Source organism: Polynucleobacter sp. 39-46-10, from assembly GCF_002282275.1.
This window is the reverse complement of record NZ_NCJB01000402.1, coordinates 1-1,868: the sequence shown is the minus strand read 5'-3', so window position 1 is coordinate 1,868 and position 1,868 is coordinate 1. Positions and strand designations below refer to the sequence as shown.

Genomic DNA, 1,868 nt, shown 5'->3' with positions numbered 1-1,868 from the left:
TTTTTGCTTCATCACGCGCAAAGGCGATGCCGGAAATAACTGCGGCTTCCATAGTGCTGTCCTCTTCAAATGTAATCAAGGTGCCCGACTTCATCTCTTCAGCAAGGGGCATCAATGGATCTGTCAGCGATGACAGAACACGGGTTTTAACTTTGTACTTACCAGCAAACTCGACTGAACGAATTTGCAATACCTTTGAACCAAGACTTGCCATCTCGAGCATTTCTTCAAAAGTAATTTTGTCCAAGCGACGTGCATCTTCACAAACGCGTGGATCTGTGGTGTAGACGCCATCGACGTCGGTGTAAATCAAGCACTCATCCGCCTTCAGTGCAGCAGCCATGGCAACAGCTGATGTATCAGAACCGCCACGACCTAAAGTGGTGATATTGCCATCTGGATCAACGCCTTGGAAGCCAGTAACTACTACAGCACGTCCAGCATTGAGATCAGCAAGAATTTTCTTGTCATCAATGCTCTTGATGCGGGCTTTAGTAAATGATGAATCCGTGTGAACTGTTACTTGCCAACCAGCATAGCTGACTGCATCAACACCTTCACGCAGTAATGCCAAAGCCAATAAGCCAGAGCTAACCTGCTCACCCGTAGAGGCGATTTGATCAAGTTCACGGGGATTAGCATCAGGATTAATGTCCTTCGCCAAACCAAGCAAACGGTTTGTTTCGCCCGACATTGCTGAGGGCACTACGACTACCTGGTGGCCAGCACGCATCCACTTGGCAACGCGTTTAGCGACGTTCTGAATGCGCTCAACTGAGCCCATTGAGGTGCCACCATACTTATGAACGATAAGAGCCATAAATCCGTTGTATTGTCTGTTTATAGGGAAATGCATTCCCTAGGGTCTAAAAGGGGCTTATTTTACAGGGTTTTATCCCCCCTGCTATAGCTTCTCAGTCCATGCAGGCAGCACTCGCTTACCAGTCGACACCAAATGTGGGTAGCTCGCCCCCACCCCAGCGACCGCTATCAGTTCATCATTGATATAAAGCAGTGGCGCCTGTCGCTCCCAAGGTGGGGTATCTGATTCTTGGAAAAGGTTCTTGAGGGTTTTTCGTGGGGTATTGGGCTTGATTTGGAGCTTTTCTGCCCCCTGACGAAGCCTTTCCTCAACAAGACCCTGATTTTGGGCTTCCTTAACCCATTCAGCAGGCAAGCCAAGGGACTTGCTTCTAGCAGGCACATCACGAAATACCCACTGCCCGACTTTGCGATTTGCCACTTGTAAGAGGCCACGCCATAAATAAATGCTCGCCTCATCATGCTGCCATGCCAAATTTGAATCTGTTTTTACCGCCATCAGATCTTTCCACCAAGACTCTAGACGCTCCTGGGATGGCATTACTAAATCATTTAGCTTGAGCCAGTAACGCATCAAATTATTGGCAGCCGCTTTATCTTCCTTCGCAAGAGGCAAGAGAGGGGCTAGCCTTAAGCGCTGAGCTTGAAGAATATGCTTGCCATCTTGTCTAGCCAGGCGATCGAGCAGCAATTGAGACTGAGCAAGCAGGTCTGCACTGCGAGCAAAATTGGCAATCGCACCTGGCTGAATTTTCTCCAGCCTCGGAATGATGTCTTTACGAATCGCATTTCGGCGATAGCGCGTATTTTGATTACTGGGATCTTCTACCCATTTGAGTTTGTGTTCTTTGGCGTAAGTCTCAAGCTCAGACTTACTGAGGTTTAGCAGGGGTCGCCAGAGCGTAATAGACTGATTGTCTTTAGCGTTGACACGGTTAAGTGGCATACCAGATAAACCAGATACACCAGAACCTCGCAAGAGCTGCAATAGGACGGTTTCAGCTTGATCGTTTTGGTGGTGGGCTAAGAGTAGATCTTCAATGCCA

2 protein-coding genes are annotated in these 1,868 nt (G+C 48.3%); both read right to left on the bottom strand.

From position 1 onward, the window contains the following. Nucleotides 1-820: aspartate kinase (locus B7X71_RS16135; protein WP_293599343.1), on the bottom strand; the 820-nt coding region annotated here is incomplete at its 3' end. 84 nt (nt 821-904) lie between these two features. Continuing rightward, nucleotides 905-1,868: tRNA lysidine(34) synthetase TilS (gene tilS, locus B7X71_RS16130; RefSeq protein WP_293601479.1), on the bottom strand; the 964-nt coding region annotated here is incomplete at its 5' end.